This window comes from Archangium sp. (assembly GCF_045802675.1).
GTDB lineage: Bacteria > Myxococcota > Myxococcia > Myxococcales > Myxococcaceae > Archangium.
Genome location: NZ_JBJMQO010000129.1, coordinates 120,567 through 147,066, shown reverse-complemented (window position 1 = coordinate 147,066; position 26,500 = coordinate 120,567). Strand labels below are relative to the sequence as shown.

Below are 26,500 nucleotides of genomic sequence, written 5' to 3'. Positions count from 1 at the left end.
CCGGCTCGTTCACTCCACCGAGGAGGCTCTGTTCTTGGTCTTGGAGACGGGCACGGGATTGAAGACGACGCCATCCAGGCCCAGCCGCTTGCAGGCGTCGGCGAAGCGCTCGGTGCAGACGATCATGGTGGACATGTCCTCCATGCGGAACACGTCCACGTGACCGGGAATCGTGGCGGCGTCCAGCAATGGGTTATCAGGCTTGCTGATGTCAAAACGGCCACAGCGTGGGCAGGGGGGGGCTTGGTTCGGAGGCAGGCAGTCCGGGTGCAGACGGCCCGCGGAGAGGAGCTCCAACTCGAGCAGCTCGGGCGCGTTCCGTTGGCGGAAGCGGAGCTGGGTGGGGCAGCCCTTGAGTCCGCGCAATCCCTCGGCCTGGAGCTTCTCCAGAGCTTCGCGCTGTACCAGCAACCACCAGGGGTAGGGAGATGAGAGTTGCCCGAAGCGGCCTTGTGCCCTACCCACGAGCGGGCCCAGGGATACTCCTGGGTCTAGCTGGGCCCCTGGGGGGCACAAGGGGCGAGCCAGCTCCCGCATTCTCTCGAACTCCTCGATCGGCTCGGCCGAGGGATCCGCGAAGTTGGCGAGTGTGGCCACGGGAGTCAGATCCACCGAGGGGTACGATCTGGAGACGTCTCCCCAGGTGGACTTGCAGACAGGGCAGGTAGCGACCCCCGGAAGTCCCCATTTGCGTCCTTCCTGAATGAAGCCCGTGTACTCCGAAGGATCGTCCCCTCGGATGATGAAGTAGCGCATGCGTGGTTTCCTGGTCGCCTTCCTCAGTCGCAATAGTAAGGCACGAACGGAAGCTCATGGAGCCGAAACCGGGACATGAGTTCGAACGCGAATTGCCACATTTGCTCCGCATTGGCGTTGGGTTTCTTGTCTCGGAACTGCCGCCACTCCTCGTTCCACCGCCCCCCACTGGGTCCACCACTGTGCAGCCAGCGGTGATAGCTCCTGGGAAGACGAAGAGTGTATGCGTGGATATTGAGATTCTGACCCTTGAACCAGAGGGCCAGTTCCTGCGGGAAGATGTGGTGCTTCTCGATGGGCTCCCACGAGCGGATGCACGGAGGACGGAGCACCTTCGGCGCGTGCTGTTCCCGGGCGTTCCAGTTGTTCCAGGGGATTTCGAAAACGGGCTCCGCGCCCATCGGGGCCGCGAGGGGCCGTCCCCACCACCGGCTGGGGTTGCTTCCCGGCCCGGGGAGGGGACTGACCATCGTCTCCGGGACCGTCTCCACGGGCGGAAGCGTTATCTGCGCGAGCATCCCCGGGTGGGGCTCTTCCACCTCCACCAGGTCCGCGCAGCGCCAGACGGCACAGCGCTCCACGTCACACTTCGGCACCACGCAGCTCGGGTCCGCGCGGGCTTCTTCCCACGTGCGCACGGCCTCGGGTGCTTCGTCGCACTCACGGACGGCGGCCGATGACGTGACGCACGCGCTGAGCAGCACGCACAGGAGCGCGAGTCCTCTTCTGAGGGCCAGGACGTTCATCCGGCGCATCCTACCGGTGGACGCCGCCGGGCCCTCGCCGCACCGTCACGACTTCCCGTTGGACTGCTGCCGGTGGAGGGCCGGGCTCGTGAGGTGCTCGGTGAGGTTGAAGGCCGTGTTGATCAGTCCCACGTGCGAGAACGCCTGCGGGAAGTTGCCGAGCTGGCGCTTCGCCACGGGATCATACTCCTCGGCGAGCAGCCCCACGTCGTTGCGCAACTCCAGCATCCTCTGGAAGAGGGCCTTCGCCTCGTCCACGCGGCCCTGCAGGACGTAGTTGTCCGCGAGCCAGAAGGTGCATGCGAGGAAGGCGCCTTCACCCGGTGGCAGCCCATCCTTGCCCTCATGGGTGTGGTAGCGGCGCACGAGGCCATCCTTCATCAATTCCCGCTCGATGGCGTGCACGGTGCCCACCACCCGTGGATCCGTGGGCGGCAGGAAGCCCACCATCGGCATCAACAGCAGGCTCGCATCCAGGCTCGCGGAGCCATACGCCTGCGTGAATGCGCCGAGCCGTGAGTCATAGGCACGCTCACAGATTTCCCGGTGGATGTCGTCGCGGATGGCCTGCCAGCGCTTCAGTGGCCCCGGCTTTCCGAAGTGCTCCACCGTCCGCACCGCCCGATCAAACGCCACCCACGCCATCATCTTCGAGTGCGTGAAGTGCTGCCGCGGGCCGCGCACCTCCCACAACCCTTCGTCGGGCTGCTTCCACCCGGACTCGAGGAAGTCCATCAGCGCCAGCGTCATGCTCCACGCGCGACGCTCGGCGGGAATCCCGGCGCGGCGTGCCTGGTGCAACGCATCCAGCAGCTCGCCGAAGACGTCGAGCTGGAACTGATGGACGGCGGCGTTGCCCGTGCGCACTGGATGCGAGCGCTCATACCCGGGCAGCCAGTCCAGGGTGAGCTCGGAGAGGCGCCGCTCGCCGGCAACGCCATACATGATTTGAATCTTCGCCGGGTCCCCCGCCACCGAGCGCAGCAGCCAATCGCGCCAGGCCTCGGCCTCCTCCTTGAAGCCGCCGAGCAGCAGCGCATACAGGGTGAAGGTGGCGTCCCGCAGCCAGCAGAAGCGGTAGTCCCAGTTGCGCACGCCTCCGAGCCGCTCGGGCAACGAGGTGGTGGCCGCCGCCACGATGCCTCCCGTTGGCGCGTAGGTGAGGGCCTTGAGCGCCATCAGCGAGGTGAGGACGGGCTCGCGAAAGGGGCCCTGGTAGGTGCAGCGGCTGGACCACTCGCGCCACCAGGACTCGGTGTCCACCACGGCCAGCAGCCCGTCCAGGGGCGGCGGCGCGGGCTCGTTGGAGGGGTGCCAGCGCAGGACGAAGGGGAGGTGCTGGCCCTCGGAGACGGTGAATCGCGCCCGCGTGGTGAGGTGTTGGCCGTGCGTCTCCACGGGCGTGTAGAGGCTGAGCGCGTCCGGCCCGGCCACCGCGCGCAGCTCCGCGCCATCCTTGGTGACCCAGGGCACCACCGAGCCGTAGTCGAAGCGGATGATGAGCTCCAGGTCCATGGTCACCTGGCCCTTCACGCCCTCCACCACGCGGATGAGGTCCGGCGTCCGGTCTCTCGGGGGCATGCAGTCCACCACCCGCACCACGCCCTCGGAGGTGGTGAACTCCGTCTCCAGCACGAGGCTGTCCGCGCGGTAGCGGCGCCTCACCCGGGGCGGTGCGTCTCCCGCCGGCGCGAGCAGCCAGCGGCCGTGCTCCGGTTCTCCGAGCATCGCCGCGAAGCACGCGCCCGAGTCGAAGCGCGGCAGGCATAGCCAATCGATGGAGCCGTCCCTGCACACCAGCGCGGCCGTCTGGGTATCTCCGATGAGGGCGTAGTCCTCGATGGGGCGGGACATGACTCTTTCAAGCTGGGTCGCCCGACAGGCGGGGACAAGCGGGCGAGCCGGGGCCGCTCGGCTGCCCCGTCCCACGTCGGGGGCACGCGGGCCTCGGCATGTCTCCCGTACGCCTCGTGCTGCCGTGCCGCTCGCCCGGTGCACAGGTTGAGAACGGCTTCCCGGGTGCCCTTCGGGCTCTCGGGGGGAGCGCCGGGCGGACCGCGGGACCGAGGAGGAATGAGGGGCATGGAGCTGGGAATGATTGGCCTGGGCCGGATGGGGGCCGCCATGGTGCGCCGGCTGCTCAAGGCGGGACATCGCTGTGTCGTCACCGACGTGCGCCGCGCGGCGATCGAGGAGCTCCAGGAGGACGGGGCGGTGGGCGCCTTCTCGCTCGAGGAGCTGGTGGGCCAGCTCGAGGCCCCGCGCGCGGTGTGGCTGATGCTGCCCGCGGCGGTGGTGGACGGCACGCTCGAGAAGCTGGTGCCGCTGCTCCAGGCCGGGGACACCGTCATCGACGGAGGCAACTCGTACTACCACGACGACCTGCGGCGCGCGTCGCAGCTACGCCAGCGGGGCCTGCACTACGTGGACGTGGGGGTGAGCGGCGGGGTGTGGGGGCTGGAGCGGGGCTACTGCTTGATGATTGGCGGCGAGCGCGAGGCGGTGCGGCGGCTCGAGCCCGTCTTCGTCTCGCTGGCTCCCGGGCTCCAGGCCGCGGCGGAGCGCACCCCCGGGCGCCAGGGCCCGCCGTCTCCCGCGGAGCAGGGCTGGTTGCACTGCGGGCCCAACGGGGCGGGCCACTTCGTGAAGATGGTGCACAACGGCATCGAGTACGGCCTCATGGCCGCCTACGCCGAGGGCTTCAACATCCTGCGCCACGCCGACGTGGGCAAGCACCGGCACGAGACGGACGCGGAGACGACGCCGCTGCGCAACCCCGAGGACTACCAATACGAGCTCGACCTGCCCGAGGTCGCCGAGCTGTGGCGGCGCGGGAGCGTCATCGGCTCGTGGCTGTTGGACCTCACGGCGCAGGCGCTGCGCGGCAGCCCGGAGCTGGGCGAGTTCTCCGGCCAGGTCTCCGACTCGGGCGAGGGCCGGTGGACGCAGGCGGCGGCCATCGACGAGGGCGTGCCCACGCCGGTGCTCGGCAGCGCGCTCAACCAGCGCTTCAGCAGCCGGGGCGAGAGCGACTTCGCCGACAAGCTGCTGTCCGCCATGCGCTTCCAGTTCGGCGGCCACCGGGAGAAGAAGAAGGGAGGCGGGTGAGCCATGGGGAAGGCCTTCGTTTCGGATGCGCTCGTCTTCTTCGGGGCCACGGGAGACCTGGCGTACAAGCAGATATTCCCCGCGCTTCAGGCGCTGGTGATGCGGCAGCGCCTGTCCATTCCCATCATTGGCGTGGCCAAGGCGGGCTGGGGCCTGGAGCAATTGCGCGAGCGGGCGCGCCAGAGCATCCAGGCCCATGGCGGGTACGACGCGGAGGACTTCGGCCGCCTCTGCCAGTTGCTGCGCTACGTGGACGGGGACTACCGCGACCCGAATACCTTCGCCCGGGTCCGTCAGGAGTTGGGTGGGGCCTCCCGCCCGCTGCACTACCTGGCCATTCCTCCGAGTCTCTTCGGCACGGTGGTGGAGGGGCTGGCGCGTGCCAGTTGCCTGAAGCAGGCGCGGGTGGTGGTGGAGAAGCCCTTCGGGAGGGACCTGGCCTCGGCGCGCGCGCTCAACGAGACGCTGCACCGCTTCCTGCCCGAGTCCGCCATCTTCCGCATCGACCACTTCCTCGGAAAGGAGCCGGTGCAGAACCTGCTCTTCTTCCGCTTCGCCAATGTCTTCCTCGAGCCCATCTGGAACCGGCAGAACGTGCGCGGCGTGCAGGTGACGCTGGCCGAGAAATTCGGAGTGCAGGGGCGCGGCGCCTTCTACGAGGAGGTGGGTGCCCTGCGCGACGTGCTGCAGAACCACCTGCTGCAAATCGTGGGGCTGCTCACCATGGACGCGCCCTTCTGCTTGGACCCCGAGAACCTGCGCGATGAGAAGGCCCGCATCTTCAAGGCCATGCGCTCGCTCGAGCCGGGCGGCGTGGTGCGGGGCCAGTTCCGCGGCTACCGGCAGGAGCGCGGCGTGTCCCCCACCTCCCAGGTGGAGACGTTCGCCGCGGTGCGGATGTTCATCGACTCGTGGCGCTGGGCGGATGTGCCCTTCTTCATCCGCACGGGCAAGTGTCTGCCCACCGATGTCACCGAGGTCTTCGTGGAGCTCCACCATCCGCCCCGGCCCATCTTCGAGGAGTCCGCCATGGCCTCGCCCAACTCCGTGCGCTTCCGGCTGGGGCCGGACGTGCGCATCTCCATCGGCGCCCGGGCCAAGCGGCCCGGGGGGCTCATGCTCGGCGACGACGTGGACCTCGTGGCCATCCAGCGCGCCGCGGGGGTGATGAAGCCCTATGAGCGGCTGCTCGGCGATGCGATGCATGGGGATGTCTCGCTCTTCGCGCGTCAGGAGAGCGTGGAGGAGGCGTGGCGGGTGGTGGACCCCGTCGCGGGCAACGTCACTCCGCTGTACGAGTACGAGCCCGGGACCTGGGGCCCGTCCGAGGCCGATGCCCTCATCGCCCCGTATGGGGCCTGGCGCCCGGTGCGGAGTCCCTCGGGTGGAGTGGAGGCTCCCCGTGACACCCACCCCGAGGAGGCGCCGGCCGTCCATTAGCTAGCGCCCGCTCCCAGGCCCGGTCATGTCCCTCCCGAAGGTCATCTCCTCCGTGCGCCACCCGGCCCTCGCGCTGTGGCAGTCCAGCCTCCACCGGGTGATTTCCCAGAGGGCGGGCGCCCGGGAGCCGGCTGGACTGGACGCCTCCAGGGAGCACCCGGTGATGAAGGACGCGAGCGTCGCCGCGCAGGAGCAGGCGGGCTCACACGACGGGGAGGCAACCGTCCCCGCCCGGGGCTGGTGCCGGCGTGCCCCCACCGGGGCCGCCCCTCCACCAGGAAGTCCTCACCCTCCCGTGCTAGCCCTCCCTCCATCCAGCGGAGCCTCCCTGTCCGCCAGGGATGGGGCCCTCGCTTGTCGCGCCTCTTGAACACTCCCAGGTTCGTGGTGATGCAACACGGCGCCGACTGGCGAGGTCCGTCATGCCCATCACCCGCTCCCCCATCGATTCCACCCGCGACGACCCCTGGGGTCTGAACACCCCGAGTACCTCCAGCCTTTGGAGAGGGCCCTTCGTGATGGGGCTGTTGATTGCCCTGCTCGGCGTCCTGGCGCTGGCCTCGGTGCCCATCACCAGCCTGGCCACGGTCCTCTTCTACGGGGCGCTGCTGGTGGTGGGTGGCATCTTCGAGGTGGTGCACGCCTTCCGCGTCCGGACGACAGGCCCCTTCCTGATGTTCCTCCTGGGAGGCTTGCTCTCCATCGTCGTGGGCGCGCTGGTGTTGATGCGCCCGGGCGTCGGCCTGGTGTCGCTGACGCTGCTGATGGCCGGGTTCTTCTTCGCCCGAGGCCTCTTCCGGGGCATCACCGCGGTGATGGACCGCTACTCCGGTTGGGGCTGGGACCTCGTCTACGGCCTGGTGTCCCTGGCCCTGGGCATCATCATCTTCGCGCAGCTGCCCTATTCCACGATGTGGGCGCTGGGCCTCGTGGTGGGCGTGGAGATCCTCAGCCGCGGCATCTCCATCATGGCCGTCGCGCTCATGGCCCGGAGCGCGATGCGCCGGGCCCACGTTTGAGGCCCCGGGTGCGCTCCGCCTCACTCACCCCCGCGGCGAAGAAAAAATCATCCGGACTGTTCCCTCGCTCCACCGGGTCCACTTCGGCCGTGGCGCGGGGTGGACCTGACGTACGCTGCGGCCATGCTCGGTGACGCCTTCCTGATGTTGCATACGGACCTGCCTCGCGAGGGGCCTGGGAGCGACGACTGCACCCGCGAGGCGCTCCGCCGCCTGCGCCCGCTGCTCCCCGCTTCCCCCCGGGTGCTGGACCTGGGGAGTGGCCCTGGACGCCAGAGCCTGGTGCTGGCGCGGGAGCTCGGCGTGCCCATCACCGCCGTGGACTCGAGCGCGCGCTTCCTCGAGAAGCTGGAGTCCGAGGCCGCCACCCAGGGGCTCGGGCACCTCGTGCGCACGCGGTGCGCGGACTTCGGCGCGCTCGACGACGCACCGGGCAGCGTGGACCTCATCTGGTCCGAGGGCGCCATCTACTTCCTGGGCTTCGGCGAGGGCCTGCGCAAGTGGCACCCGCTGCTGAGCGCCGGGGGACTGCTGGCCGCCTCCGAGGCCACGTGGCTCACGGACTCGCCGCCGCTCGAGGCCGCCGACTTCTGGCGCGAGTCCTACCCGCGCATGGGCAACCTCACCACCAACAGCGCCAAGGCGCGCGAGGCCGGCTTCGAGGTGCTGGACACCTTCGTGCTGCCGGCCTCGGCCTGGTGGGACGAGTACTACCGCCCGCTGCGCGCGCGCATGGCCTCGCTCCAGGAGCGGGCCCGGGGAGAGCTGGATCTCGCCACCGCCATCGAGGAGACGGAGCGGGAGATCTCCCTCTTCGAACGCCACGGCACGTCCTACGGCTATGTCTTCTACCTGCTGCGCGCCCGGAGCTGAGGGCGGGCGGAGGGCTCGGAGGCAGGGGCCGCGGTCCGGCGCGCGCTCGTCGGCGCGGCCGCGGCTGCCACGGGACCCGGAGGTCAACGGCTCGAGTCAGAGGTGGACTCCGAGTTGAAATCACCGTTGCACTTGCAATCACGATACACGGTTCTGGACGGCTTCCACCGGTGTGGCCGCCCGTGAACGGTTGTCGAGTGGCCTGGGCGACAGCACGCGCTGGAGCCGTCTGGAATTGGACGATGGGGGGTTGCAGGTGCGCGCGGGTAGGTGTCGGCTCGCGGCTCCTCTGGGGGCGGCTCCGTGTAGTGGTGCACGGATGCGGATCAGGCAGGGCGGCGGTTTCCGGCCTCACGGGTCATCATGATCGCAGGCGAGGGAGAGCGGGTGATGGGGAGAGTCCTGCGAATGTTCTCACCAGTCAGCACCACCGAGGGCACCAGCGGCCTCGAGGGGGGCCCACGGCGTCGAATCTCCTCCGCCGCGGCACCCACGGGGACGGTGACGCTCGTCTTCACGGACGTGCAGGGCTCCACGCGGCTGTGGGAGCGCTGCAGCGCGGGGATGCGCGAGGCGCTGGCGGTGCATGACCGGCTGCTGCGCGCGCTGCTGGCGGAGCATGACGGCTACGAGGTGAAGACGCAGGGGGACTCCTTCATGGTGGCCTTCGCGTCGGCGGTGGAGGCCGTGCGCTGGTGCCTGGCGGCGCAGCGGGAGTTGCTGGACGCGCCCTGGCCGGAGGAGCTCCTGGCCGAGCCGGACGCGGAGGAGGTGCGCGCTCCGGGCGGGTGGGTGTACCGGGGCCTGCGGGTACGCATGGGGGTGCACCTGGGCGAGCCCGAGTGCCGCGTGGACGAGCGCACGGGCCAGGCGGACTACTACGGCCGGATGGTGAACGTGACGGCGCGCGTGGCGTCGGCGGGCCACGGCGGACAGGTGCTGGTGAGCGGGGCGGCCTGGGCGCGCGTGGAGGGCGAGCGCGAGGCGTTGGGCCGGCCCGTGGTGCGCGAGCTGGGCGAGTATCACCTCGAGGGAATCGAGGAGCCCCTCACGCTCAGGGAGGTGCTGCCCGCCTCGCTGGGGGAGCGGCGCTTCGAGGCGCTCCGGGTGCAGCGGGTGAGGCGGGGCCATGTCCCGCCCGAGCCGGGCGAGCTCGTCGGGCGGCAGGAGGAGCTGGAGGCGCTGCGGCGCGGCTTCGCCGAGGGCGCGCGGCTCATCACCCTGCTGGGGCCGGGCGGCATGGGCAAGAGCCGGCTGGCCACGCGCTTCGGCCACCAGGCGCTGGAGGCGTGCTCGTGGGAGGGCGGGGTGTGGATGTGCGAGCTGCCGGATGCGTCGACGGCGGATGACATCTGCCACGCCGTGGGCCAGGCGCTGGGCGTCGCCCTCAACCGCAACGGAGAGGACAGCGAGCCGGCGGAGCGGCTGGGCCGCGTGCTGGCCGGGCGCGGGGACGTGCTCGTCATCCTCGACAACGTGGAGCAGGTCATCCAGTTCATGCCGGCCACGCTGGGCCGCTGGCGAGCGCTGGCGCCCCGGGCCCGCTTCCTCGTCACCTCGCGCGAGGCGCTGCTGCTGCCGGCCGAGCACGTCATCGACCTGGAGCCGCTGGTGGTGCCCGAGGAGGGCGAGGTGCGCCCGGAGCGGGTGCTGCGCTGCGACGCGGTGCACCTGTTCGTCCAGCGCACGCGCGCGGTGCGGGGCGGCTTCGAGCTGACGGAGGCCGAGGCCCCATTGGTGGCGGACATCGTGCGCAAGCTGGACGGCATTCCCCTGGCCATCGAGCTGGCGGCGGCGCGCACCAACCTGCTGGGCGTGGCGCAAATCCAGGAGCGGCTCTCCCGGCGCTTCGAGCTGCTGCGCGGAGGGCGGCGCGACGGCTCGGCGCGGCAGAGCACGCTGTGGGGCGCCATCGACTGGTCGTGGAACCTGCTGGAGCCCGCGGAGCGCGCGGCGCTGGCGCAGTGCTCGGTGTTCCGCGGCGGCTTCTCCCTGGAGGCCGCCGAGGCCGTGCTCATGTTCCCGCCCGGCGGGCCGGACGTGATGGAAATCATCCACTCGCTGCGCTCCAAGTCGCTGCTGCGGGCCTACGCGCCGGACGGGCTGCCCGGGGAGCTGCGCCTGGGCATATACGAGAGCATCCGGCAGTACGCCTCCTCGCGGCTGGCGGAGCGGGGCGAGGGGGCGATATTGGCGGCCCGTCACGCGGGCTGCTACCTGGCGCTGGCCCGCAGGCTGAGCGCGCGGATGCGGGGCGAGGGCGGAGAGCTGGCCTTCCGCCGCCTGGCGCTGGAGCGCGAGAACCTGCTGGCGGCGTGCGACAACGCGCTGGCGGTGGTGCCCGCGAACGAGGGCTCGCTGGAGCGGGCGTTGGGCGCGCTGGTGGCGCTGGAGCCGGACGTGAATGCCCGGGGCCCGGTGGGCATGACGCTGTCGCGGTTGGACCGGGCGCTGGAGCTGTCGGCCACCGTGGACGTGGAGCCGCTGCTGCGCGCCGAGGCGCTCGCGATGCGGGGCCGTACGCACCATGGCGCGGGCCAGCTCGCCTCGGCCTGGCGGGACCTGGAGGCGGCGCGGACGGCCTTCAGCGAGCTGGGCGCGGTGGACCGGGAGAAGCGCGTGCGGGTGGACCTGGGCATCGTGGCCCGCGACGAGGGCGATATGGCCACGGCCTGGGAGCTGGTGCAGCAGGCGAAGGAGCTGCCCTCGCTCGGAGACCGGTGGCTGGACGCGTACGCGCTGGGCAACCTGGGGATTCTGGAGCTGGGGCGGCACGGGGCCGGGGCGGCACTGCCCCACCTGCGCGTCGCGCTGGAGCTGTTCCGCGCCGTGGGCGACGTGGCCTTCGAGGTGGGCTTCCTCACCAACTACGCCATGGCGATTGGCGAGAGCGGGGGGACGGCCGAGGCGGTGGGGCTGCTGGAGGAGGCGCTGGAGAAGGCCTCGCGCGTGGGAGACCGGGCGGGCAAGGCGCTGGCGCGGGTGAACCTGGGCTGCTTCCTGCTCGACGCGGGCCGCGCCGCCGAGGCGCGCGAGCACCTGGAGGCCACCGTGCACATGGGCCGGCAGCTCGGCATGCGGATTCTCGAGGGCGTCGCGCGCGGAGAGCTCGGCCGGGCCCTGGTGGCGCTCGGGGCGCTGGAGGCCGCGCGCACCTGCCTGACGCAGGCCATCTCCATCCTGGAGCGGGTGTCGCGCTGGCACGCGCTGCGCTTCACCGCGCACCTGGCCTCGGTACAGGCGGCGCTCGGCGATTTCATCTCCGCCCGCGAGGGCTTCGCCTCGCTGGAGGTGACGCCCGAGCTCACGGGCGACACCGTGCTGCGCGAGCTGTCCTCGCTGCTGCGCGCCTCGCTGGACCTGGCCGAGGCCGAGCGGGCCGCGCCGGGCGGTGAGGCGCGGCAGCGGGCGTTCGCGGAGGCCCGGCGGCGCGTGGAGCGGGCGCGGGCGGCTCCGGCGGAGGCGGCCTCGTCCGACCTGCGCGAGGCGCTCCGGGTGCTCGGCCGCCGGGTGCTGGCCGTGGGGGACACCGCCCAGGCGTGACGGTGTCCCCGCGGGCTCAGTGCGCCGTCGTCTTGTTCACGGCCTTGCCGCGGGTGCGGAGGAACTCCCTCACGCCCGGCTGGTTGCGGCGCTCCGCGTCGATGCACAGCTGGATGGATTCGAGCGCGCGGGTGAGCGAGCGCGGTCCACCCTCGATTTTCGTAACGCGGGGGGTGAGCAGGGCCTCGGCCTCGGCGCGGCTCCGCTCGTCGCAGAGGCTCCCCACCGACTCGATGAGCCAGTTGACCTCGTCGGAGCGCAGCTTGCCCGCGAGCGCATCGAAGTTCCGCTGGTAGAAGTCCCACGCCTGCGCGCGTGACGAGGGGGTGTAGAAGGCGTTGAGGAGGATGGCGCGCGACTCGCGCACGTCGAACTCGTCCCCGGCCACCAGCGCGAGCGCCTCCTTCAAGAGCGCCGGGTCGCGGAAGAGGCCCAGGAGACCCATCAGCCGGGAGCGCTCGTTGCGGTCCTGCGCCGCGCGGGTCTGGGCGAGCATCGTGTCGAAGAGGGAGCGGTCGCCATTGCGCGCCGCTACGTACAGGGCCATTCCGGCCGCCTCGGGGTGCACGGACTTGCGGTCCGCGAGCCACGCCCGGGCCAGCCGGTCCGCCTCCTGGCTCAGGACCTTGTCTCCCGCGGGAGCCGCGCGCCCGACGAGCACATTGCGCAGCGGCTTCACGTCATCGCCCTCGCCCGGCTTGGGCGTCCAGCCCAGGGCGCGGGCGCGAGGACCGTACAGCTCGACGAGCCACGCGCGGTAGCGCTGGTGGTCCGCCTCGGGGAGCAGCTCGGTGTGGACGCCGGAGAGCAGCTGCGCGCCGCGCTGGACGACGATGCGGTTGGGGTCCGAGGCGGTGGCGGGGACGAGCTTGAGGGCCTCGCCGAGCGGCACGTCGCCCCGGTCCACGCCGGCCTTCACGTCGGCGAGGAAGGCGAGCCGCTCCGGGGTGGACAGTGTCCCCGGAGGCGCCGAGAGCAGCTGGGAGATCTGCTCGTGCGAGTAGCCCCCGCGGTAGTAGCCGGTGCCGCCCGCGTTGAGGAGCAGCCACGTGGGGCAACCCTGGAAGGGCAGCTCCAGCTCTCCGGTGGCGCTGGAGAGCAGCGTGCAGGCGCGCGTGGAGTCCTTGCCCTTGCCGGCGCGTACGCACACGGGGATGTCCCACGTCTTCGCGGTGGTGCCGGTGGAGCCCGCGGGCAGGAAGCGCTCCTGCGCGAGCTTCAGCCTCGGGGCCGCGCCCGCCTTGCACTGCAATTCGGCGGAGACGCGGGGCACGCCCGGCTGGTCGATGTAGCCGCGGAAGACGCGGGCCGCGTCGGGCCCGAGCGACTCGCTGATGGTGACGAGCAGATCCTCCGAGGTGGCCACCTGCCAGGCGTGCTTGCGCACGTGGGTGCGGAGCATGTCGCGCACGCGCTCGTGGCCGAGCCAGCCCTCGAACATGCTGAGCAGCGAGGCGCCCTTGGCGTAGGTGGTGCCGTTGTCGAACGAGCCGATGATGTCGTCGTTGGTGGTGATGGGCTTGCGCACGGGCGGCGTGGTGGTGAGCGAGTCCGTCTCCATCGCGAAGGCGGCCGAGTTGGCCTGGCCATCCAGGGCGAAATCCCAGGCGGGGTCGAAGGCGTTGGTGACCTTCTGGTCGAGCCACGAGGTGAGGGACTCGTTGAGCCAGACATCGTCCCACCACCGGCAGGTGACGACATCGCCGAACCAGTAGTGGCCCAGCTCGTGGATGGCGATGTTCGTGTAGCTCTTGCGGCGCTGCAGCGTCTCCTCGCCGGGGCGGATGAGGGTGAGGGGCTGGCCGAGCGCGACGATGCCGGGGTGCTCCATGGTGCCCCAGTAGCGGGGGACCACGGCCACGTCGAGCTTCTCGTACGGGTACGTCTGGTCGAAGAAGTCCTCGAGCAGGGTGATGATGCGCGGGGTGACGCTGGCGGCGTAGGCCGTCTCGGCGCCGCGGCCGTGGGGGACGATGAAGCGCAGCGGCACGTGGGCGCGGCCGATGGGGCCCCCGTCCACGAGGTCGAAGGGGCCCACCACGAAGGCCACGAGGTAGCTCGGCATGGGGCGGCTCTCGGCGAAGGTGACGCGCTTGAGGCCCCCGGGCAGCGGCTCCTCGGAGACGACGGCGTGGTTGGCGAGCGCCACGTGCTCCTGCTTCACCGTGAAGCGCAGGCGCCAGGGCACCTTGAAGCCCGGCTCGTCGAAGCACGGGAAGGCGCGCCGCGCGTCGATGGGCTCGAAGAAGGTGTAGAGATAGGACTCGCCGCCTTCCTCCACCGCGTAGAGGCCCTGGCTGCGCTCACGGTCCGCGCGGCCGGTGAAGGTGAGGGAGAGCTGCGCCGGGCCCACGCCGAGCGTCTCGGGCAGCAGCACGCCCAGGCGGCCCTCGTCGGCGGTGACGGCCCTGGCCTCCAGGGTGCGGCCACCGGTGAGGACGCGGGCCTGCGTCACCTGGAGGTCCTGCGCGTGCAGCCACACCTGGTGCACGGGCTCGCGCACGTCCAGGTCGATGGTGACGGTGCCGGAGTAGGTGGGCTCGGCGGGGAGCAGCGTCAGGTCCAGCGCGTAGCGCACCGGCCGCACCGAGTCGGGCAGGCGCAGCCGTGGGGGCTGGGGCTCGGGCCACTGCGGAGCGGCGGCCACGGGCACGGGCGCCGCGGAAGCCGGTGGGGCCTCGGGCGCATGGGCACAGTGGAGGGAGACGAGGGCGAGGAGGGAAACGAGGAGCCAGCGCATGGCGCGCGAGGCTACCCGCCCGGGCGGATTTGGAGAAATCCGCGCGCTACCTCCCGGTGTGGAATCGGGAGGGCCGGGATCGAACCGGCGACATCGAGATGAATGGGCTTGTAGGGCCTCTTCGGCCGGACGCGAATGCTGTCAGAGAGGGATTGAAACGCCCGAGTGGGGAAGCCGTCGAAATGCTCGAGTTAGAGTCGAGTGCCTTTACCATTTGGCTATCCCGGCGCATGGTGCCGGGAGTTGGATTCGAACCAACAGAGGTGCGTGTATGACCTCTCCTGACGGGCGCTTCAAAGTTTTCGCGGGGGCTCGGGCGAATCCGCCGTCGTCGCTCCCGCCTACACTTGAAGAGACGCGGCACGCCCGCCGGGCCTGACACGCTATTTCCCGGGGGATTTTCCCAGCGCGGGAGCCCTCTGCTCCTGGAACATGGCGCACGGGTCCTCCCGCTCCTCCGCGGGGGTGAACCAGACGAAGTCATACGGGAGCTTTCCGGCACTGTCCGAGGGCGCGTAGTCGAGCGGCTCGCGGGAATCGGAGGAGACCTCGAGGAAGGCGAGGCTGCGCACCGGGAGCTCGGGGGCGCGTCGGGTGAGCTGCGCGGGAACGCCCCGGTCGGTGCGCGCGTGGCCGGCGCCGGTGATGAGAATGGCTCCGTCCGGTGAGGCGGTGGCGAGCAGCCGGTCCGCCATCTGCGCATCGCGTGCCCGCTGGGCGAGCACCATGGGATCGAGCATGGACTCGGGCAGTTGGCCGCAGTGGGACTCGAGCATCTCCGCGCGCATGGCCCGGGCGGTATCCTCCGGCAGCGGCACCTCGAGCCCGAGCCGGGTGAAGGTCTCCGGAGGGAGGGCCTCGGGGCCACGGGTGACGAGCTGCTTCACCTGGGCGCTCGGGAGGTTGGCGCCGACGATGCGCAGGCCGCGCTCGAGGCCCACGGCGAAGATGGGACGGTAGAGGGACCAGTCGGGCCAGCCGCTCTTCTCCCAGGCGACCGCTTGCGCGAGGGCATCCGGATCGCCGGGCGCGCGAGCGAGCGCCGCGTCGACGGCGGATTGCTGCTCCACGTCGAGCATCTCGAAGGCGAGCACGGGCTCGCGGCCGGAGCCGGTGAGGGCGCGCACCACCTCGGCCTGGAGCAGGTGGTGGTCGGGGTTGTCGTGCCGCTCGCCGAGGAGCACGAAGCGCGCCCGGGAGAGCTCCGCCAGCAGTGCTGGCTCGTCCACCCAGACGTCCCGCCGCACGTCCCAGATTTTCCCCACGAGCGGATGGTCGCGGTTCAGCGCACTGCGCCATGTGTCCGCGTGGGACTCGGGGGCGCGATTCGCGGAGGACGCAGCACAGCCACAGGCCAGCAGGAGGGCGACACAGAGCCGGAGGGGAGTCGAGGTGCGCATGGGGCGCAGTCAGCCACTTCGCTCGGGGAGGGGCCACGGCCGGTGCGTCCGGAGCGCCCGGCGTTGTCGTTTTCCGACATCCACCCAATCCGCCATGGAGTCGCGAGTCGGGCTACGGTACGCCCTCCCCAACGTCAACGAAGAGAGAGGAATCCCCATGAGCGAGCGAGACCTGCTGATGATTCCCGGCCCGGTGGAGTTCGATCCGGAGGTGCTGCGGGCGCTGAGCATGAAGACGGCCAGCCACGTGGCCCCCGAGTTCATCACCGTGTTCGGCCGGGCGCTGAAGCGGCTGCGCGAGGTGTGTCTGGCGCCCTCGGCACAGCCCTTCGTGGTGGCTGGCAGCGGCACGCTGGCCATGGAGCTGGCGGTGGCCAACCTGGTGGAGCAGGGCGAGCGCGCCCTGGTGGTGAACACCGGGTATTTCAGTGACCGGATGGCCACGATTCTCGAGCGCCATGGGGCGGAGGTGGTGCAGGCGAAGTGCGCGCCGGGCGAGGCGCCGGACGTGGCGGAGGTGGAGCGGCTGCTGGCGGGGAGCCGCTTCAAGCTGATGACGGTGACGCACGTGGACACGAGCACCGGAGTGCTGGCGCCGGTGGAGGCGCTGGTGCGGGCCGCGGGCCGGCAGGGCGTGCTGTCGGTGGTGGACGGGGTGTGCGCCACCGCGGGCGAGGCGTTCCACCAGGACGCGTGGGGCGCGGACGTGTACCTCACCGCGAGCCAGAAGGCGATTGGAGTGCCCCCGGGGCTGGCGCTGCTCACGGTGAGCCCGCGAGCCATGGCCGCGTGGCGCGCTCGCAAGACGCCGGTGCGCTCGTTCTACGCGGACTTCGCCGAGTGGCTTCCCATCATGGAGGCCTACGAGGGAGGCAAGCCGGCCTACTTCGCCACGCCGCCGGTGAATCTGGTGTACGCGCTGGACGTGAGCCTGGGGCAGATTCTGCGCGAGGGGATGGAGGCGCGCTTCGTGCGTCATCGCCGCATGGCGCACGCCTTCCGCGCAGCGTGGCGGGCGATGGGGCTGAAGATGCTGCCCGTGAGCGAGTCCCTGGCGGCGCACACGCTGAGCGCCGTGTACTACCCGGAGGGCGTGGACGCTGGGATGGTGGGGCGGGCGCGTGAGCAGGGCGTGGTGCTGGCGGGAGGACTGCATCCGCAACTCAAGACGCGCTACTTCCGCGTGGGACACATGAACGTGGTGGGCCCGAGCGATGTGCTGGCCACGGTGGGCGCGGTGGAGCGGGCGCTCGCGGCGGCGGGGCACCGGGCCGAGCCGGGCAGTGCCGTGGCCGCCGCACAGGTGGAGCTGCTCGCGGCGCGCTGAGACGTAGCGGCACGGAGGCGGTGACGCCAGGCGGACCGGTAGTAGCGTGGGAAGGATGAGCTCCCCACGCTCCTGGAGCTGGCTGTCACTGCTGTGCGTGCTGTTGACGGCATGCGCCACCACTGCGCCCACGGTGCATGCCGTGGGCGAGGAGGGCGAACCGTTGGCGCCCGTGGCCTCCTCGTGGGAGGAGGCCCGAGCGGACCCGAGCTGTGTGGTGCCGCTGTGCGGCGAGACGGGTTGCGCCGTCTGGCGGTGCCGGGACGTGGTGGAGGAGGAAGAGGCTCCGCGCGTACTGCTGGCGCAGGCCGTGGTGGAGCCGATGTTCGAGGCGCCGGTGATGGAGCCGCCGATGCTCCGCTCCCCCGGCAGTCCGAGCCGCTGGTGGGGACGCCCGCTGGCGGTGCCAGGAGGTGCGGAGCCCGTCTTCGAAATCCCCTGGCACAACTGGGACGTCCGTGGGCAGTACGCGCCCAGGGTGCTCCGGCCCCCATGCGTCCACTCATGGGAGCCGCTGGAGAAACATCACATCTTCCCGCGGGAGTTGGCCGCGTGGTTCAAGCTCAAGCCCATCGACATCCATGCCTTCACCGTTCGTGTGCCCAGGAGCTTCCACCGGTGGCTGCACAGTGGGGGGCCCAGCGGGGGACGATGGAACGAGGCCTGGCGACAGTTCAGAGACAGCAATCAGGGTGCCCGTACTGAAGAGATCTGGCGTTTCGCGGGAGAGCTCATGTTGAGATTCAACGTCAATGGCCCACTCGTGCGGTATTACTGCGACTGAATGAGCACGGTGAAGGGCCCCACGGATGCGCTACTTCAACATCAGGGAAGACAGGTCGTCGGGTTACACGGGAGAGGTTTCTGCCACGCACAAATGGGGGCTTCCGGGCATCCTCAATTGCCCTGGTTGCAAGGGCTCCGGGGGTGATGACTCCAAGGCCTACCCCTCGGTGGATTTGACCTCGGTCGCCTCCCTGGCCGACTTCGAGGAGGCCCGGGCCGAGCCCTTCGAGGAGTATGAAAGGCTGTGCGAGATAGTGCGTCCCCTGCTCCCTCCAAGAGCCGTATTGGAGCCGGGCGTGGCATTGGGTCCACTGGTGGGCAGGGCGCAGGGCCGTTTCGGGCCTCTGGTGTGCCCGTATCCCTGGTGGCTGCTGGTGCAGCGTGAGGCGTTCGAGAAACTCCAGGCCGAGGGACTACGAGGTCTCGAGGGGTGCCCCACTCAGCTTCGCTTCCGTCAGCGCAACGCGCCCGAGTTGCTCGAGCCAGAGATGCTTCCGGTAGGTCGTCTACACCCGGACTGCCTGCCTTCCAACCGCGCACCGCCCTGTCCGAGGTGTGGGTACCACGGCCTCACGCGTCCCAAGAACATGCTGCTGGACCTATCCACGGTGGACAGCGCACTGGACCTGTTCCGGTTGGAGGACTTCTCCACTACGATCGTCTGCACCGAGCGCGTCTACGACGCTTGCCAGCGTCTGGGATTGGATGGTGTGAGCTTCATTCCCCTGCGCACGGCTTGAACCAACGCGTCAGGCCCTCAGGGAAACGTGATGTTCTCGAGGAGCAGGGGCACATTGCCGAGAGTCATTCCACCGCCGCGTCCTGTCGCCTCTCGTTCCGTCCCGTTCCAGGCAAGCCGCCTCGCCCGCTCGTTTCCGTGGCCGGTGGCATGGGTTGAAGGGTCTCCTCCGGCCCCCAACCTTCTCGGGGACGTGTCCGCCCCTTCCGCTCGCTCGATGCCCCTGTCCGAACCGCGACGCTTCCGCCGCCTGCTGTTGAGGGCCCTCCTGTTGCCGTTGACGCTGCTGCTGCTGCTCGCGGCCGTCCTCCTGTGGGAGGTGGGCTCGCTGCTGCAGGCGCAGGAGCGGGCGCGGCGCTCCCAGGTGACGCTCACCCAGGTGGAGCGGGTGCGCCAGTTGCTCATCGACCGGGAGACGGGCATGCGCGGCTATCTCCTCACGGGCAATCCAGCCTTCCTGGAGCCCTACCAGGCCGCCGGACAACGGCTCCCCCAGGCGGTCGGGGAGCTGGAGAGCGGCGTGGCGGGCGAGCCCGTGCAGGAGTCGTCGCTGGAGGAGCTGCGCGAGCGCTGGCGGGACTGGGAGCAGCTCGCCACGAGGCAGCTCGAGCTCTTCCGCAAGGACGAGGACTGGCAGTCCCTGATGCGCTCGGGAGCGGGCAAGGCCCGGATGGACGCCATCCGGGCGACCCTGGATTCCATCATCGCGGAGGAGTACCGGCGCGCCACCCTTCGGGGGCTCGAGGCCGAGCGGGCGGGCCACATGGTGCTCGGGCTCGGGGTGGCGTGGGCGCTCCTCGTGGGCGTGTTGCTGGCGTGGTTCAGCCGGCGCCAGCTGCTCGCCCTGGCCCGGGACTATGAGTCGAGCCTCGCCCAGGTGCGGGCCCAGGCGGAGGCCCTGCGCGCCAGCGAGGCGCGCCTGGAGGCCCGCGTCGCCCAGCGCACCACCGAGCTCTCCTCCGCCAACCGCGAGCTGGAGTCCTTCAGCTACTCCGTCTCCCATGACCTGCGCGCGCCGCTGCGTGCCATCGACGGCTTCGCCCAGGCGCTGCGCGAGGACGAGGGCGAGCGCCTGTCTCCCGGCGGCCTCCAGCTCCTCGGGCGCCTGCAGGCGGCCGCCACGCGCATGGGCCAGCTCATCGATGATTTGCTACAGCTCTCGCGCGTCACCCGCGCCGACCTCGAGCGCGAGCCGGTGGACCTCGGCGCGTTGGCTGCCTCCGTGGCCGAGCAGCTGCGCCAGCAGGAGCCCGGGCGCGAGGTGACGTTCGCGTTGCAGCCCGGGCTCGTGGTGCAGGGGGACGCGCGGCTGCTCCGGGTGCTGATGGAGAACCTGCTGGGCAACGCGTGGAAGTTCACCAGCAAGCGCTCCGGGGCCCGCATCGAGTTCTTCGCGGAGACGGTGGCCGGGGTGCCTCACTACGCTGTGCGCGACAACGGGGTGGGGTTCGACATGGCGTACGCGGGCAAGCTCTTCAGCCCCTTCCAGCGGCTGCACAAGGCCACCGAGTATCCGGGCACGGGCATCGGCCTGGCCACGGTGCAGCGCATCGTGCAGCGGCACGGCGGGCACATCGAGGCGCAGGCCATGCCGGGCGAGGGCGCCCTCTTCCGTTTCACCCTTCAGGAGGCGCTCCCATGAGCAGCCCACGCACCATCCTCCTCGTGGAGGACAACCCGGACGATGTGGACCTCACCCGGCGGGCCTTCCAGCGCGCGGGCGTCACCCAGCCCCTGGAGGTGGTGGAGGACGGGGTGGAGGCGCTCGACTACCTCTTCGCGCGCGGGGCGTACTCGGGCCGGGCGGGCCAGCCGCTGCCGGCGCTGGTGCTGCTGGACCTCAAGCTGCCGCGCCTGGATGGGCACGAGGTGCTGCGCCAGCTTCGCGCCAACATGCTCACCCGCTTCCTGCCCGTGGTCGTCCTCACCTCGTCGGACGAGCAGAAGGACCTGGTGGAGAGCTACAGCCAGGGGTGCAACAGCTACGTGCGCAAGCCGGTGAGCTACAACGAGTTCGTCGAGGCGGCGCGCCAGCTCGGTCTGTACTGGCTGATGCTCAACCTCGCGCCGCAGCCGGGAGTGCGGGGATGACGAGGCCCCTGCGCGTCCTGCTGGTGGAGGACAATCCGGACGACGCGGAGCTCATCGAGCGCGAGCTGCGCCGGGGCGGCTTCGAGACGCACTTCCAGCGGGTGCAGACGGCCGAGGAGCTGCGGGCCGCCCTGGCGCATGAGCCCTGGGACCTCATCCTCTCGGACTACGCCCTGCCCGGCTTCGATGCGCCCGGGGCGCTCGAGGTGCTGAAGGAGAGCGGCCTGGACATTCCCTTCATCGTCGTCTCCGGCAGCGTGGGCGAGCACGAGGGCGTGGAGGTGATGAAGGCCGGGGCGCGCGACTACTTCCCCAAGTCGCGGCTCACCCGGTTGCCGGCCGCGGTGGCGCGCGAGCTGGAGGAGGCGCGCATCCGCCACGAGCGCTCCCGGGCCGAGTGGGACCGGGCCCTGCTGTCGCGCGCCGGGGAGCAGCTGGCGCGCTCGTTGGATTTGCAGGAGACCTCGGACCAGGTGGTGCGCCTGGCGGTGCCGGAGCTGGCGGACTGGTGCGCCCTCTACACCTCCGAGGACGGGAAGACGCTCCGGGTGACGGCGCTGGCGCACGAGGAGCCCGCGACGGTGGCACTCGGCCTGGAGACGGACCGGCTCTTCCCGTTGGACCCGGAGGCCCACTCGGGCCCCGTGTGGGTGTGGCGCCGCGGCGAGCCCCAGCTGCTCCCGGACGTGACGCCCGCGCGGCTGGAGGCGCTGGCGCGCTCGCCGGAGCACCTGCGCCGGATGCTGGGCCTGGGGCTGCGCTCCGTCATCCACGTGCCCCTGCAGGGGCGCACGGGCAGCCTGGGCGTGATGACGCTGGGCACCACGGGGAGCCGGCCGCGCTTCGGTGCGCAGGACCTGTCGGTGGCGCAGGAGCTGGCGCGGCGCTCGGCGCTGGCGCTGGAGAACGCGCGCCTCTACCACGAGTCCCAGGAGGCCATCCGCTTGCGCGACGATTTCCTCTCGGTGGCGGCGCACGAGCTGCGCACCCCGCTCACCACGCTGGGGCTGCAGCTGGGCACGCTGGTGCAGCGGGTGCGGCGCGAGTCCTCGGCGGACCTGGCGGCGCGGTTGGAGCGGGGGCTGCGCCAGGTGCGGCGCCTGGGCACGCTGGTGGAGACGCTGCTGGACGTGTCGCGCCTGTCCACCGGGGAGCTGCCCCTGTCGCTGGAGCCGGTGGACCTGGGCGAGCTGGTGGGCGAGGTGCTGGAGCGCTTCGAGGCGGAAGCGCAGGCGGTGGGCTGCGCGTTGAAGCTGGAGGCGGCGCCGGGCCTGGTGGGGCAGTGGGATCGGATGCGGGTGGAGCAGGTGGTGTCGGGACTGGTGGCCAATGCGCTCAAGTTCGGCGCGCGCCAGCCGGTGGACGTGCGGGTGGGGCCGGACGGGGAGGGGGTGCGGATGGTGGTGGAGGACCGGGGCATCGGCATTCCGGAGGACCAACTGGAGCGCATCTTCGAGCGCTTCGGCCGGGCGGTGTCCTCGCGCTCCTACGGAGGGCTGGGGCTGGGGCTGTACCTGGCGCGCCGGGCGGCCGAGGCACATGGGGGCCGCGTCTGGGCCGAGCAGCGTCCGGGCGGAGGGGCCCGCTTCACCCTGGAGTTGCCGCTGCGCGCCGCCCCCGCGGCGGTGGAGGAGCCCGCATGACGCGCCCGCTGCTGGTGGTGGATGACGACACGGATTTGCGCGAGGCGCTCGAGGAGGTGCTGCGCGACGCGGGCTTCACCGTGTTGGCGGCGAGCAACGGGCGCGAGGCGCTGGAGGTGCTCGCGCGCGCCCTGCCGCTGCCCGGCCTGGTGCTGCTGGACATGATGATGCCGGTGCTCGACGGCCTGGGCTTCGCGAAGGAGATGCTCGCGGTGCCCGAGTGGAAGCACATCCCCATCGTCATCTTCTCCGCCTCGGCGGGCAACGCGGCCATGGCCCAGGAGGCGGGGGCGAGTGCCTACCTGCGCAAGCCGGTGGACGTGGAGGTGCTGGTGGACACGGTGGGCCAGCACCTGCTGCGCGAGTGAGGGCCCGGCCGGCTAGCGCACCCAGCTCGTCCATCCACCGAGGTCCCGGTAGCCCAGCCGCTGGTAGAGGGGATGGCCCATGGGCGAGGCCTGGAGGACGGCGACGGTGCGGCCCCGGGCGAGCGCGTCGGCGTGCAGGGCCTGCATCACCAGGGCGCCCAGGCCCCGGCGGCGCGCGCCGGGGTGGGTGGCCACGAGGTAGATGCCCGCGGTGTCGCCCTGCTCCACGCAGACGCCCCCGGCGAGTGCCCGGCCCGCCTCGCGCACCAGCACGACGTGCACCTGGGCGGAGGGCAGCGGTGGGGTGCGCCACGTTTCCAGGTGGGCGACGGAGTCCTGGCCGTAGAAGAGCGCGTTGAGCGTCAGCACCGCGTCCAGGTCATCGGGGTGCTCGAGGGTGAGGCCCGCGGGCAACTGGGGCGGCGGATGCGCCAGGGCGAGGCCCATGGCGGGCAGGCAGTCGCCGGGGCGGTACCCGGCCCGGGTGAGCACGGCCTCGGCGGTGGCGTCTCCCGGGTACACGGGCACGCGCCAGGTCCGGACGCCCAGCTCGTGATACCAGGCCTCCAGGGGCTCGAGCGCCCCGGCGAGTGCCCGGGCCTCCTCGTAGAGGATCTGCTGCTGGAAGAGGTTGCCGCCGAGCTCTGGCAGCGCGAAGGCGCGCACCCCCGGCAGCTCCCTCATCCGCAACCGCCCCTGGCGGGCCTGCAGCAGCCGGAAGGTGAGGAGGTTGGCGCGCAGGCGCGCGGTGAGTTCAGCGTCCGTCATGGGCTCCAGGGTAGGCGCTTCCAGACGCTCGCGGGTGGACAGCGCGCATGCGGAAAAGTCCCGGCTGGCCCTCCAGGAGGGTAGGGTACGGCTGCTCGTATGGAGCCCCGCTTCTTCGCCTTCGATCCGCGTCCGATACGCCGCGCCCTCTTCGTGGGGGCGTGCGTGCTCGCCATCCTCAGTGCCCGGGCGCTGGCGGAGGCCCGGAACGTGGGCCACTCGCCCCTGGTCATGGCCCGGGTGGGTCTCACCGCGGGGTTGATGCTCGCCTTCGTCTTCGCCTGGCACCGGCTGCGGCCGCGCCCCGGCTGGGGCGTTACCCTGAGTACACGGGGCGTCCAGGTGGCACGGCCCTTCACCGGCGGCCAGCTGCAGCTGTCCTGGGGGCAGCTCGACTCCGTGCGCCGGCTCGGCCGCCAGCAAGACGTGCTCGGCCTCTTCCTGGACGAGGGCGGCCGGGTACTGGTGACGCGACACCTTTTCGCCTCGCGCTCGGTGTTCGGCGAGCTGGCAGCCGCCCTGGAAGAAAGGAAGCCCGCCCCGCGTTATGACGCATAGCGTCGCGTTGAGGCATTTCGTGAATCTTTTCGCTGCCTTGCGTGTTCTCAACAGTCTTGTCCGGTGTGTCTCGAAGTGGTAGGCACAACCGGTTCTGCCAAGCGTCTTCCCAAGGATTTTTCGAGCATGGAAAACATCCCCGCCCCCGGCGCCGCCGCGGCGCCGTCGCCCGCGGAGTACGACACCGGTGCCATCACCAAACTGGAGGGCCTGGAGGCCGTCCGGAAGCGCCCGGGCATGTACATCGGCGACACCATGACGTACGGGCTGCACAAGCTCGTCTACGAGGTGGTGGACAACTCCGTCGATGAGGCCCTGGCGGGCCACTGCACGGACATCGAGGTGGTCATCCACGTGGATGGCTCTCTCAGCGTGCAGGACAACGGCCGAGGTATCCCCGTGGGTCCGCATCCGGACCCCAAGTTCAAGGGCAAGGACACGCTCGAGGTGGTGCTCACCGAGCTGCATGCCGGCAGCAAGTTCGGCAACGGCGCCTACAAGGTGTCCGGCGGCCTGCACGGCGTGGGCGTCACCTGCGTGAACTTCCTGTCCGAGTGGTTCAAGGTCCGCGTGCAGCGCCAGGGCAAGGTGTACGAGCAGTCGTACGCGCGGGGCGTGCCCGATGGGCACCCGGTGGCCGTCGGTGAGACGGACAAGCGCGGCACGCTCATCTGGTTCAAGCCGGACAACACCGTGATGGAGACGGCGGACTTCAACTTCGAGACGCTCAGCCAGCGCATGCGCGAGCTCGCGTTCCTCAACGCCGGCCTGCGCATCATCATCCGCGACATGCGGGTGGGCAAGGAGCACGACTTCAAGTTCGACGGCGGCATCGTCTCCTTCGTCGAGTACATCAACAAGGCGAAGGAGGCGCTCAACGACAAGCCCATCCACTTCCGTACGGAGAAGGAGGGGGTGGCGCTGGAGATCGCCCTGCAGTGGAACGATGGCTACGACGAGCGCATCTACACGTTCGCCAACAACATCAACACCCACGAGGGTGGCAGCCACCTGTCTGGCTTCAAGTCGGCGCTCACGCGCACGCTCAACAGCTACGCCGAGAAGAGCGGGCAGTGGAAGGATTTGAAGGAGACGCCCACGGGCGAGGACGCGCGCGAGGGACTCTCGGCCGTCATCTCGGTGAAGCTCTCCAACCCCCAGTTCGAGGGGCAGACGAAGACGAAGCTGGGCAACAGCGAGGTGAAGGGCCTGGTCGAGCAGATGGTGAACGACCAGCTGGCCACGTTCCTCGAGGAGAACCCGATCGTCAGCAAGAAGATCGTCGCGAAGATTGGCGATGCCACGCGGGCGCGCATCGCCGCTCGCAAGGCGCGCGAGACGGTGCGGCGCAAGGGCGTGCTGGACGGTGGCTCGCTGCCGGGCAAGCTCGCCGACTGCCAGAGCCGCGATCCGAGCGAGAGCGAGCTCTACATCGTCGAGGGTGATTCGGCAGGTGGCTCGGCCAAGCAGGGGCGCGACCGGCGCAACCAGGCCATCCTCCCGCTGCGCGGCAAGATTCTGAACGTCGAGAAGGCGCGCTTCGAGAAGATGCTCACGAGCGCCGAAATCGTGACGCTGATCACGGCGCTGGGCACGGGGATTGGCCGAGAGGACTACGACCCGGAGAAGGCGCGCTACCACCGCATCATCCTGATGACGGACGCCGACGTGGACGGCAGCCACATCCGCACGCTGCTGCTCACGTTCTTCTACCGGCAGATGCCGGAGCTCATCCAGAGGGGCTACCTCTACATCGCGCAGCCGCCGCTCTACAAAGTCACGCGCAACAAGAAGGACATGTACGTGAAGGACGAGCGCGGGCTGAACGACTACCTGTTGCGGATCGCCGCGGAGCACTCGCGGGTGGTGACGCCGAACGGGGAGCTGGGCGGCACGGAGCTGCGCGCGCTGCTCGAGAAGGTGATTACGTACGAGGAGCGGCTGGAGAAGCTGGCGGCGCGGCGGGACGCCCGGGTGGTGGACGCGCTGGTGCAGGCGGCCCGGGTGGACGCGAACACGCTGACGGACGAGGCGGCGCTGCGCGAGCAGATGGACAAGGTGGTGGCGTACCTGAAGGTGCGCATGCCGGACACGCTGGGCCGCTTCGAGGTCTCCTATCCGGTGGATCCCGAGCACCACACGCGCAAGCTGGTGGTGAAGACGGACATCAACGGTGGGATGCGCCAGTCGGTGTTCGACCACGGCTTCCTGTCGTCGCCCGAGTATCTGGAGCTGGTGGGCCTGCGGGACGTGTTCGGCGCGCTGGGCAAGGCGCCGTACACGGTGAAGGTGGGGGATGGGGACGTGCAGGCGCTGTCGGTGCAGGAGGTGCTGGCGGCGGTGCGCAAGGACGCGCAGAAGGGCCTGGGCCTGCAGCGCTACAAGGGTCTGGGCGAGATGAACCCGGAGCAGTTGTGGGACACCACGATGAATCCGGTCACCCGCACGCTGCTGCAGGTGCGCGTGGAGGACGCGGTGGAGAGCGACGAGATCTTCTCGCTGCTGATGGGCGAGGCGGTCGAGCCGCGGCGCGAGTTCATCGAGCGCAACGCGCTGGACGTGCAGAACCTGGACATCTGAGCCCGAGGGCCCTCA

20 protein-coding genes are annotated in these 26,500 nt (G+C 70.6%); 14 read left to right on the top strand and 6 right to left on the bottom strand.

Annotation, left to right across the window (positions count from 1 at the left end):
• Positions 1-9 precede the first annotated feature (9 nt).
• Genes ACJ8AN_RS36020 through ACJ8AN_RS36010 form a run of 3 tightly spaced genes read right to left on the bottom strand, consistent with a single transcriptional unit; the run spans position 10 to position 3,356 of the window.
• Positions 10-756, bottom strand: coding sequence for a double-CXXCG motif protein (locus ACJ8AN_RS36020; RefSeq protein ID WP_407760111.1), 747 nt, complete (start codon positions 754-756; stop codon positions 10-12).
• Positions 757-779: 23 nt separating this feature from the next.
• A complete protein-coding gene (locus ACJ8AN_RS36015) occupies positions 780-1,502 on the bottom strand; it encodes a TIGR02269 family lipoprotein (protein WP_407760110.1) in 723 nt (240 codons plus the stop codon).
• A 45-nt stretch (positions 1,503-1,547) separates the two neighbouring features.
• Positions 1,548-3,356, bottom strand: a complete 1,809-nt coding sequence (locus ACJ8AN_RS36010) for a glycoside hydrolase family 15 protein (RefSeq protein WP_407760109.1) — start codon at positions 3,354-3,356, stop codon at positions 1,548-1,550.
• A gap of 228 nt (positions 3,357-3,584) precedes the next feature.
• Here ACJ8AN_RS36010 and gnd point away from each other — a divergent pair, with 228 nt between their 5' ends.
• The 5 genes from gnd to ACJ8AN_RS35985 all read left to right on the top strand — a co-directional run bounded on the left by gnd (position 3,585) and on the right by ACJ8AN_RS35985 (position 11,485).
• Positions 3,585-4,610, top strand: a complete 1,026-nt coding sequence (gnd, locus tag ACJ8AN_RS36005; protein WP_407760108.1) for a phosphogluconate dehydrogenase (NAD(+)-dependent, decarboxylating) — start codon at positions 3,585-3,587, stop codon at positions 4,608-4,610.
• Positions 4,611-4,613: 3 nt separating this feature from the next.
• Positions 4,614-6,050 carry a glucose-6-phosphate dehydrogenase gene (zwf, locus tag ACJ8AN_RS36000; RefSeq protein WP_407760107.1) on the top strand — a complete coding sequence of 479 codons (1,437 nt, stop codon included), beginning with the start codon at positions 4,614-4,616 and terminating at the stop codon, positions 6,048-6,050.
• 422 nt (positions 6,051-6,472) lie between these two features.
• Positions 6,473-7,069, top strand: a complete 597-nt coding sequence (locus ACJ8AN_RS35995) for an HdeD family acid-resistance protein (RefSeq protein WP_407760106.1) — start codon at positions 6,473-6,475, stop codon at positions 7,067-7,069.
• Positions 7,070-7,192: 123 nt separating this feature from the next.
• A complete protein-coding gene (locus tag ACJ8AN_RS35990) occupies positions 7,193-7,942 on the top strand; it encodes an SAM-dependent methyltransferase (protein WP_407760105.1) in 750 nt (249 codons plus the stop codon).
• Positions 7,943-8,350: 408 nt separating this feature from the next.
• On the top strand, positions 8,351-11,485 hold the full coding sequence (locus tag ACJ8AN_RS35985) for an ATP-binding protein (protein ID WP_407760104.1): 3,135 nt from the start codon (positions 8,351-8,353) through the stop codon (positions 11,483-11,485).
• Between the two features lie 16 nt (positions 11,486-11,501).
• On the opposite strand, the gene ACJ8AN_RS35980 is transcribed toward ACJ8AN_RS35985, so the two are convergent.
• Together ACJ8AN_RS35980 and ACJ8AN_RS35975 are read right to left on the bottom strand one after the other, a co-directional pair.
• On the bottom strand, positions 11,502-14,225 hold the full coding sequence (locus tag ACJ8AN_RS35980) for an ERAP1-like C-terminal domain-containing protein (protein ID WP_407760103.1): 2,724 nt from the start codon (positions 14,223-14,225) through the stop codon (positions 11,502-11,504).
• 383 nt (positions 14,226-14,608) lie between these two features.
• Positions 14,609-15,625 (bottom strand): ChaN family lipoprotein, encoded by a 1,017-nt coding sequence (locus ACJ8AN_RS35975; RefSeq protein ID WP_407760102.1) that lies wholly within the window; start codon positions 15,623-15,625, stop codon positions 14,609-14,611.
• Positions 15,626-15,782: 157 nt separating this feature from the next.
• Here ACJ8AN_RS35975 and ACJ8AN_RS35970 point away from each other — a divergent pair, with 157 nt between their 5' ends.
• The 7 genes from ACJ8AN_RS35970 to ACJ8AN_RS35940 all read left to right on the top strand — a co-directional run bounded on the left by ACJ8AN_RS35970 (position 15,783) and on the right by ACJ8AN_RS35940 (position 22,579).
• Positions 15,783-16,952, top strand: a complete 1,170-nt coding sequence (locus ACJ8AN_RS35970; protein WP_407760101.1) for a pyridoxal-phosphate-dependent aminotransferase family protein — start codon at positions 15,783-15,785, stop codon at positions 16,950-16,952.
• Between the two features lie 55 nt (positions 16,953-17,007).
• Entirely contained in the window at positions 17,008-17,736 is a 729-nt protein-coding gene (locus ACJ8AN_RS35965; RefSeq protein WP_407760100.1) for a TIGR02269 family lipoprotein, read from the top strand.
• A gap of 25 nt (positions 17,737-17,761) precedes the next feature.
• The gene (locus tag ACJ8AN_RS35960; protein ID WP_407760099.1) at positions 17,762-18,478 is read left to right on the top strand and encodes a double-CXXCG motif protein; all 717 of its coding nucleotides are present in this window, start codon (positions 17,762-17,764) and stop codon (positions 18,476-18,478) included.
• Between the two features lie 216 nt (positions 18,479-18,694).
• Positions 18,695-20,119, top strand: a complete 1,425-nt coding sequence (locus tag ACJ8AN_RS35955; RefSeq protein WP_407760098.1) for a sensor histidine kinase — start codon at positions 18,695-18,697, stop codon at positions 20,117-20,119.
• Complete coding sequence (locus ACJ8AN_RS35950) at positions 20,116-20,568, top strand: response regulator (RefSeq protein ID WP_407760097.1); 453 nt, start codon at positions 20,116-20,118, stop codon at positions 20,566-20,568. The genes ACJ8AN_RS35955 and ACJ8AN_RS35950 overlap by 4 nt, the downstream gene beginning before the upstream one ends.
• Positions 20,565-22,211: an ATP-binding protein gene (locus ACJ8AN_RS35945; protein ID WP_407760096.1), complete on the top strand. Its 1,647-nt coding sequence runs from the start codon at positions 20,565-20,567 to the stop codon at positions 22,209-22,211. Before ACJ8AN_RS35950 ends, ACJ8AN_RS35945 begins: the two co-directional genes overlap by 4 nt.
• Positions 22,208-22,579, top strand: coding sequence for a response regulator (locus tag ACJ8AN_RS35940; RefSeq protein ID WP_407760095.1), 372 nt, complete (start codon positions 22,208-22,210; stop codon positions 22,577-22,579). Before ACJ8AN_RS35945 ends, ACJ8AN_RS35940 begins: the two co-directional genes overlap by 4 nt.
• Before the next feature lie 12 nt (positions 22,580-22,591).
• On the opposite strand, the gene ACJ8AN_RS35935 is transcribed toward ACJ8AN_RS35940, so the two are convergent.
• Positions 22,592-23,347, bottom strand: coding sequence for a GNAT family N-acetyltransferase (locus ACJ8AN_RS35935; protein ID WP_407760094.1), 756 nt, complete (start codon positions 23,345-23,347; stop codon positions 22,592-22,594).
• A gap of 99 nt (positions 23,348-23,446) precedes the next feature.
• Here ACJ8AN_RS35935 and ACJ8AN_RS35930 point away from each other — a divergent pair, with 99 nt between their 5' ends.
• Together ACJ8AN_RS35930 and gyrB are read left to right on the top strand one after the other, a co-directional pair.
• On the top strand, positions 23,447-23,905 hold the full coding sequence (locus tag ACJ8AN_RS35930; RefSeq protein ID WP_407760093.1) for a hypothetical protein: 459 nt from the start codon (positions 23,447-23,449) through the stop codon (positions 23,903-23,905).
• 126 nt (positions 23,906-24,031) lie between these two features.
• A complete protein-coding gene (gyrB, locus tag ACJ8AN_RS35925; RefSeq protein ID WP_407760092.1) occupies positions 24,032-26,485 on the top strand; it encodes a DNA topoisomerase (ATP-hydrolyzing) subunit B in 2,454 nt (817 codons plus the stop codon).
• Positions 26,486-26,500 lie beyond the last annotated feature (15 nt).

What these genes read in the sequence shown, in the direction of transcription:
- ACJ8AN_RS35975 (WP_407760102.1), bottom strand. Translation starts at nt 15,625, where the DNA reads ATGCGCACCTCGACTCCCCTCCGGCTCTGTGTCGCCCTCCTGCTGGCC.
- ACJ8AN_RS35930 (WP_407760093.1), top strand. Translation starts at nt 23,447, where the DNA reads ATGGAGCCCCGCTTCTTCGCCTTCGATCCGCGTCCGATACGCCGCGCC.
- ACJ8AN_RS35960 (WP_407760099.1), top strand. Translation starts at nt 17,762, where the DNA reads ATGCGCTACTTCAACATCAGGGAAGACAGGTCGTCGGGTTACACGGGA.
- ACJ8AN_RS35980 (WP_407760103.1), bottom strand. Translation starts at nt 14,225, where the DNA reads ATGCGCTGGCTCCTCGTTTCCCTCCTCGCCCTCGTCTCCCTCCACTGT.
- gnd (WP_407760108.1), top strand. Translation starts at nt 3,585, where the DNA reads ATGGAGCTGGGAATGATTGGCCTGGGCCGGATGGGGGCCGCCATGGTG.
- ACJ8AN_RS35950 (WP_407760097.1), top strand. Translation starts at nt 20,116, where the DNA reads ATGAGCAGCCCACGCACCATCCTCCTCGTGGAGGACAACCCGGACGAT.
- ACJ8AN_RS35965 (WP_407760100.1), top strand. Translation starts at nt 17,008, where the DNA reads ATGAGCTCCCCACGCTCCTGGAGCTGGCTGTCACTGCTGTGCGTGCTG.
- zwf (WP_407760107.1), top strand. Translation starts at nt 4,614, where the DNA reads ATGGGGAAGGCCTTCGTTTCGGATGCGCTCGTCTTCTTCGGGGCCACG.
- ACJ8AN_RS35970 (WP_407760101.1), top strand. Translation starts at nt 15,783, where the DNA reads ATGAGCGAGCGAGACCTGCTGATGATTCCCGGCCCGGTGGAGTTCGAT.
- ACJ8AN_RS35985 (WP_407760104.1), top strand. Translation starts at nt 8,351, where the DNA reads ATGTTCTCACCAGTCAGCACCACCGAGGGCACCAGCGGCCTCGAGGGG.
- ACJ8AN_RS35990 (WP_407760105.1), top strand. Translation starts at nt 7,193, where the DNA reads ATGCTCGGTGACGCCTTCCTGATGTTGCATACGGACCTGCCTCGCGAG.
- ACJ8AN_RS36020 (WP_407760111.1), bottom strand. Translation starts at nt 756, where the DNA reads ATGCGCTACTTCATCATCCGAGGGGACGATCCTTCGGAGTACACGGGC.
- ACJ8AN_RS36010 (WP_407760109.1), bottom strand. Translation starts at nt 3,356, where the DNA reads ATGTCCCGCCCCATCGAGGACTACGCCCTCATCGGAGATACCCAGACG.
- ACJ8AN_RS36015 (WP_407760110.1), bottom strand. Translation starts at nt 1,502, where the DNA reads ATGAACGTCCTGGCCCTCAGAAGAGGACTCGCGCTCCTGTGCGTGCTG.
- ACJ8AN_RS35935 (WP_407760094.1), bottom strand. Translation starts at nt 23,347, where the DNA reads ATGACGGACGCTGAACTCACCGCGCGCCTGCGCGCCAACCTCCTCACC.
- gyrB (WP_407760092.1), top strand. Translation starts at nt 24,032, where the DNA reads ATGGAAAACATCCCCGCCCCCGGCGCCGCCGCGGCGCCGTCGCCCGCG.
- ACJ8AN_RS35940 (WP_407760095.1), top strand. Translation starts at nt 22,208, where the DNA reads ATGACGCGCCCGCTGCTGGTGGTGGATGACGACACGGATTTGCGCGAG.
- ACJ8AN_RS35955 (WP_407760098.1), top strand. Translation starts at nt 18,695, where the DNA reads ATGCCCCTGTCCGAACCGCGACGCTTCCGCCGCCTGCTGTTGAGGGCC.
- ACJ8AN_RS35945 (WP_407760096.1), top strand. Translation starts at nt 20,565, where the DNA reads ATGACGAGGCCCCTGCGCGTCCTGCTGGTGGAGGACAATCCGGACGAC.
- ACJ8AN_RS35995 (WP_407760106.1), top strand. Translation starts at nt 6,473, where the DNA reads ATGCCCATCACCCGCTCCCCCATCGATTCCACCCGCGACGACCCCTGG.